Raw genomic sequence first — 5,017 nt, forward strand, 5'->3', positions numbered from 1 at the left:
CCTTAATTTGGCAGGGTTTTTCTTTTTAACAAATTTATCGTGGAGAACAATTGAATATTGTTCTCCTTTTTTTATTTTCAGGAGGAAAAATGACAAAAGAATTACAATCATCACGCTATATTGTCATTTCATTTTTAGTACGTGAAATGGGAATAGATATTGTTGAAGCCATCTCACTTATGGCTGAATTAGAAAAAAGTGGCTTGGTTCGATTGGAATCAAGTGGAGATTTAATACTCAAAGAACTTGGAGGGACGCTATGAAACGCATTACCGCAAATCAATACCAAACTTCTGAACGGTATTATAAATTACCTAAAATTCTTTTTGAGGATGAGAAATATATGGATATGAAACTAGAAGTAAAGGTGGCTTATTCTATTTTAAAAGATCGTTTAGAATTATCTCTCAGTCGTGGTTGGATAGATGAAGAAGGAGCAGTCTATTTAGTATTTTCTAATTCTAAACTGATGAAGCTATTAGGTTGTTCGAAGTCGAAATTACTGACAATCAAAAAAATTCTTAAAGAATATGACTTAATTGATGAAGTCCAACAGTCTTCAAGTGAGAAAGGAAGACTAGCTAATAAGATTTATTTAGGGGAATTATCTTCTACCCCAGTAGCTAATTCAAACAGGCCTAGTGTTAAAAAAAGACTAGGGCAGGATGAAAATGATACGGCCCCCGTCTCACATTTAGCCCCTAGTGAGACTGAAGTTAGTGAGACTAAATATAGTGAGACTGAATCTTTATTTATTGAGGATGAGGAGGATAGGAATACTCAACCTATCTTGAAAAGAAAAGTAGAAAAAGTCACAAAATATGATCGAGATTATATTTGGGGATTGGTACAAGATCAATTTAGACGAGAAGGTTTTTCTGAAACAGCCAGTGACATTGCTATGACTGATTTTGAGAGAATCTATCAGTATGCTCTTGACAATGTTCGCTTTGTTAGACGAGCGGAAGTTTTGGCTGAATTTGTGTTTAACGGCTTGTATTCTGTTTGGAATAACCGTGTTAGAAAAGGAGGTGGTTAAATGTCGCCAATCGAGTGGATATTAGTTATGCTCATTGTCATTTCAAGTGGTGTGACACTTTGGACATTGATAGTCGATCAGAAAGGGGTGATAAAGAAATGAGATTTATTGATTTATTTTCAGGTATAGGTGGATTTCGACTTGGAATGGAAAGTGTCGGACACGAGTGTATTGGATTTTGTGAGATTGATAAATTTGCTAGAGAATCTTATAAGTCCATTTTTCAAACGGAAGGAGAAATAGAATTTCATGACATACGAGATGTTTCAGACGACGAATTTAAAAAACTTAGAGGGAAAGTCGATGTCATCTGTGGGGGATTCCCTTGTCAAGCATTTTCAATCGCAGGAAGACGATTGGGATTTGAAGATACTAGAGGAACTTTGTTCTTTGAAATTGCTCGGGCGGCCAAACAAATCCAACCACGTTTTCTTTTTCTTGAAAATGTTAAAGGCCTACTCAATCACGATAAGGGACGGACGTTCACCACAATTCTTACCACACTTGATGAGTTGGGGTTTGATGTTGAGTGGCAGGTGCTTAACAGTAAGGATTTTGGCGTTCCCCAAAACAGAGAGAGGGTGTTTATTATCGGACATTCTAGAAAGAAAGGTACCAGACTCCTATTTCCTTTCAGACGAGAAGGTCAAGCAACTAACTCTGAGACTTTGAAAGCACTAGGGAATTTAAATCCATCAAGAAGTGGAATGAGTGGTAAAGTCTATTATTCAGAAGGTCTTGCGCCAACCTTAGTTCGTGGAAAAGGAGAAGGATTTAAGGTTGCTATTCCTTGTATGACACCAGACAGATTAGAAAAGAGACAAAATGGTAGACGTTTCAAGGATAATCAAGAGCCAATGTTTACTTTAAATACTCAGGATCGCCATGGTATTGTCGTTGTTGGAGATTTACCAACTAGCTTTAAGGAAACTGGTCGCGTATATGGAAGTGAGGGCTTATCTCCAACACTGACTACGATGCAAGGTGGAGATAAAATCCCCAAAATACTAATTCCAGAACCAATCCAATTTCTAAAAGTACGGGAAGCAACGAAAAAAGGATATGCTCAAGCAGAGATTGGGGATTCAATCAATTTAGAAAGACCAAGTTCTCAGTATCGTCGTGGTAGAGTTGGAAAAGGTATAGCTAATACGTTAACAACTAGTGGTCAAATGGGAGTAGTAGTGGCTAGCTATGAAGGAGAAGATAAACAAGTTTACCAAGTAGCTGGTGTTTTAATAGATGGACAATTTTACCGTTTGAGAATACGACGAATCACTCCTAAAGAGTGTTTTCGATTGCAGGGCTTTCCTGATTGGGCTTTTGAAGCTGCTAGAAAAGTCTCTAGTAATAGTCAGCTCTATAAACAAGCTGGTAATAGTGTAACCGTTCCTGTGATTGCCGCAATCGCAAAGAAATTAAAAGAAGTAGAGGAAAAAGATGAAAGCATTAAATAAAGAATCAATACTAGATTGTGATGCATTAGAAACAGAATTACATGACGCAGAAATCAAACAGCTGGATGAACAAATATTTTTGATGCCCAATTATCCATGTGAGTTTGAGGTGACATTTTTAGATGATTACCATAAAAAACACAACTACCCCCTATTTTACGAATCCTATCTTCAAAACATTATGGAATTCCTTGAAAGTCAGGATATAAAGAACGGAGCTGATGCCTTTGTAGATGATAATCAGAATCTTGTTTTTGTTTTATATGGACAAGGCTATCGAGCCGAGGGAAAAGAGGGAATACTTACAACCCAAGTAACTGTAAAAGCTTATGATGAAGACAAGAAACCGATTAACTTCGCAAATTTATTAGATTCCTTAATAGTATCAGAATATCAAATGGAACCGAATCTTTGGGAGGTCTCCCATGATTGATCTCTATCTAAGTAAAAATAACCATAGAAATCAACTTCTTTTAGAATTCTTCCAAAACTATGGCATTGAGGTATCCTGTCATTCGGTTTCTGAAATGACAAGGGATAAATTAATTGAGCTGATGAGCTATTCTTCAGATTGTTTTGAGTTTTTATCTCCTAATTTATTACGATTTAAGAACCGTGACAATTTAAGACTAACGGATTTCATTGAAATGATATTAAAAAATCCTGAACTAACCATCAGACTTCCTCTTGCGGTTTCAAATAAGAGAGTTTATCCAAATCTAAATTTGGAGGAAGCTAGAGCTTTATTGCCAAGAGATACGAAACAATTGATTTACATGGCACAAACACATTATTTATCTAACTAAAGGAGAAGCAATATGGCTGAACGATTTTGGGAGAACTTGTCCATTATTTTGGCTGAAAGAAATATCAGCTGGATTGAGTTAACCAGAAAAATGTTTGCGGGAGAGTTTCACTATCCAAGTGAATTGAATCGATTGTATCAAAAGATTCGTCACTACAAGATGGAACAACGAATGCCTCAAAGTCCATGGGTAGAAAGGATTGTGCAGGTATTAGATTTAGATTATGAAGATTTATTTCGGAGGTAACTTTGAAAAGAATAATTCCAGTTTATATATTCCAACAAGTAAATGTCCTATTGGTATCTCTATACTTACTGAAATTTCTTTGTATCGGTGAGTTAACTATACTACAGATTCTCTATGGAGCGTCTCTCAGTTCTTTTTTATGGATGTATGGTCAACGAAAACAAGTGGCCAAGGTCAATATGAAAATTAGGATAAAGTGGATTGGTATTGGATTCGTTAGTCTACTGATTATCAGTCTATGTTTTAGTCTGATTCATGCTCAAGAAAGCACGAATCAAGCAAATCTAATTGGCCTTCAACATCAAGTTCCATGGTTTTCATTTTTATTGTTCTTAATCAATGCGAGTATGGTTGAAGAATTTCTGTATCGAGAAATTATATGGAATTTGGTGAGAAAATTAGATATTCGAGTTGCGTTGACAAGTGTTTTATTTGCCTTAGTACATCATCCAGGAACCATTCTAGCTTGGTGTTTATATGTTTCACTTGGGATGTTTTTAGGGATGGTACGCTATAAATCGGACTTATGGGGCAGTATGGGTCTACATTTGGTGTGGAACCTACTAGTTTATAGTTTGATGCTTTTTTAAAATAGGTGATCTGATTTATCTCATAAATCAGTAGTTTTTATAGGATTATTTTTAATTCGGAAATAAAAATTTATTAACAGCATAGAATAAAGAAACTAGGAACATTTTTTCTATTTTTTTAGAAATAAAATGTTGTATAGGAATTCCGAAAGAAATAATAAAATCAAAATAAAAATTAATAAAACATGTATATATGAGTATATCAACGTCGATAAATGTTCTTACAAGGCATAAAATACAAATATAAAGAATAAAAAATTGTTATATCTTTATATTTGTTGTTCTGTTATGAAATGAAAGAAATTGGAAACTAGTTTCTAAATCATGAAAAATATTGAAAAAAAAAAAATAAGTGTTAGAATAAAGAATGTAAACGTTTACTTTTACAAAGGAGCTCATATGTTACTACAAAAAGAACTAATTCCAATGATAGAAGCTAATTTACCAAATATGGCATATGCTGAAAAAGACATTGCTAAATTCTTCTTAAAACAGCAACCTCTTAATAATTATTCATGTGAGGCATTGTGCGAATGCCTTAATGTATCCAAAGCAACATTGACTCGATTTGCGAAAAAATGTGGTTTTAAAGGTTTTAGACAATTCATTTTCAAATACCAAGAGATGATTCGTGAGAAAGAAAAGTTAGCATTGTATACAGAGGCTACAGAAAAAGTTTTATCCGACTATGAAGAAATGTTGAGAAAAACTTACACGGTTCTTGATGAAGTTCAACTTGAGCGTATTGCTGAGATGATAGAAAATGCTGAGCGTGTATATCTTTATGGTGAAGGAAGTTCATTTCTTGCTTTACAAGAAATGAAGATGAGGTTTATGCGTCTCGGAGTCATTGGCGAAGTATTATCAGACGCGGATATG

General features: G+C 34.7%; 8 protein-coding genes. All 8 read left to right on the forward strand.

Annotation, left to right across the window (positions count from 1 at the left end; translation table 11 throughout):
- Positions 1-89: 89 nt before the first annotated feature.
- Entirely contained in the window at positions 90-263 is a 174-nt protein-coding gene (locus SINDD18_RS10840) for a hypothetical protein (protein WP_153014420.1), read from the forward strand.
- The gene (locus tag SINDD18_RS05235) at positions 260-1,039 is read left to right on the forward strand and encodes a replication initiator protein A (RefSeq protein ID WP_061863351.1); all 780 of its coding nucleotides are present in this window, start codon (positions 260-262) and stop codon (positions 1,037-1,039) included. The genes SINDD18_RS10840 and SINDD18_RS05235 overlap by 4 nt, the downstream gene beginning before the upstream one ends.
- A gap of 98 nt (positions 1,040-1,137) precedes the next feature.
- Positions 1,138-2,496 carry a DNA (cytosine-5-)-methyltransferase gene (gene dcm, locus SINDD18_RS05240; protein WP_061863352.1) on the forward strand — a complete coding sequence of 453 codons (1,359 nt, stop codon included), beginning with the start codon at positions 1,138-1,140 and terminating at the stop codon, positions 2,494-2,496.
- Positions 2,480-2,929 (forward strand): hypothetical protein, encoded by a 450-nt coding sequence (locus tag SINDD18_RS05245; RefSeq protein ID WP_061863353.1) that lies wholly within the window; start codon positions 2,480-2,482, stop codon positions 2,927-2,929. The genes dcm and SINDD18_RS05245 overlap by 17 nt, the downstream gene beginning before the upstream one ends.
- A complete protein-coding gene (locus SINDD18_RS05250; protein ID WP_061863354.1) occupies positions 2,922-3,302 on the forward strand; it encodes a hypothetical protein in 381 nt (126 codons plus the stop codon). The genes SINDD18_RS05245 and SINDD18_RS05250 overlap by 8 nt, the downstream gene beginning before the upstream one ends.
- A gap of 12 nt (positions 3,303-3,314) precedes the next feature.
- Positions 3,315-3,548: a hypothetical protein gene (locus SINDD18_RS05255; protein ID WP_000840776.1), complete on the forward strand. Its 234-nt coding sequence runs from the start codon at positions 3,315-3,317 to the stop codon at positions 3,546-3,548.
- 2 nt (positions 3,549-3,550) lie between these two features.
- Entirely contained in the window at positions 3,551-4,138 is a 588-nt protein-coding gene (locus SINDD18_RS05260) for a CPBP family intramembrane glutamic endopeptidase (RefSeq protein ID WP_061863355.1), read from the forward strand.
- Between the two features lie 399 nt (positions 4,139-4,537).
- On the forward strand, positions 4,538-5,017 hold a 480-nt coding region (locus SINDD18_RS11360), incomplete at its 3' end, for a MurR/RpiR family transcriptional regulator (protein ID WP_241497353.1).

Source organism: Streptococcus infantis (assembly GCF_001579645.1).
Classification (GTDB): Bacteria; Bacillota; Bacilli; order Lactobacillales; family Streptococcaceae; genus Streptococcus; species Streptococcus infantis_E.

Bases quoted from the DNA above. Each gene is read 5' to 3' on its own strand.
- SINDD18_RS05255 (WP_000840776.1), top strand. From the start codon at position 3,315: ATGGCTGAACGATTTTGGGAGAACTTGTCCATTATTTTGGCTGAAAGA.
- SINDD18_RS05235 (WP_061863351.1), top strand. From the start codon at position 260: ATGAAACGCATTACCGCAAATCAATACCAAACTTCTGAACGGTATTAT.
- dcm (WP_061863352.1), top strand. From the start codon at position 1,138: ATGAGATTTATTGATTTATTTTCAGGTATAGGTGGATTTCGACTTGGA.
- SINDD18_RS05245 (WP_061863353.1), top strand. From the start codon at position 2,480: ATGAAAGCATTAAATAAAGAATCAATACTAGATTGTGATGCATTAGAA.
- SINDD18_RS05250 (WP_061863354.1), top strand. From the start codon at position 2,922: ATGATTGATCTCTATCTAAGTAAAAATAACCATAGAAATCAACTTCTT.
- SINDD18_RS10840 (WP_153014420.1), top strand. From the start codon at position 90: ATGACAAAAGAATTACAATCATCACGCTATATTGTCATTTCATTTTTA.